Below are 265 nucleotides of genomic sequence, written 5' to 3'. Positions count from 1 at the left end.
CTACAAGAACGTCCCGTTCTACCTGTCCTCGCGCGGGTACGGCGTCTTCGTCAACCACCCCGGCAAGGTCTCCTTCGAGGTCGGCTCCGAGGCCGTCGGCCAGGTCCAGTTCAGCGTCGAGGACCAGACCCTCGAATACCTCGTCGTCGCCGGCCCGACCCCCAAGGACGTCCTCGCCCGCTACACGTCCCTCACCGGCCTCCCGGCCCTCCCGCCGGCCTGGTCGTTCGGCCTCTGGCTGACCACCTCCTTCACCACCTCCTAC

The 265-nt window shown here is 68.3% G+C and carries 1 pseudogene; it reads left to right on the top strand.

The window, feature by feature from the left end:
- Positions 1 to 265, top strand: a pseudogene (locus IH13_RS0119990) (TIM-barrel domain-containing protein); the annotation flags it as partial.

It is taken from the genome of Streptomyces sp. NRRL WC-3549, from assembly GCF_000721935.1.
Taxonomy (GTDB): domain Bacteria; phylum Actinomycetota; class Actinomycetes; order Streptomycetales; family Streptomycetaceae; genus Streptomyces.
The sequence above is the reverse complement of the archived record's forward strand: the minus strand, read 5'-3'. Positions and strand labels throughout refer to the sequence as shown.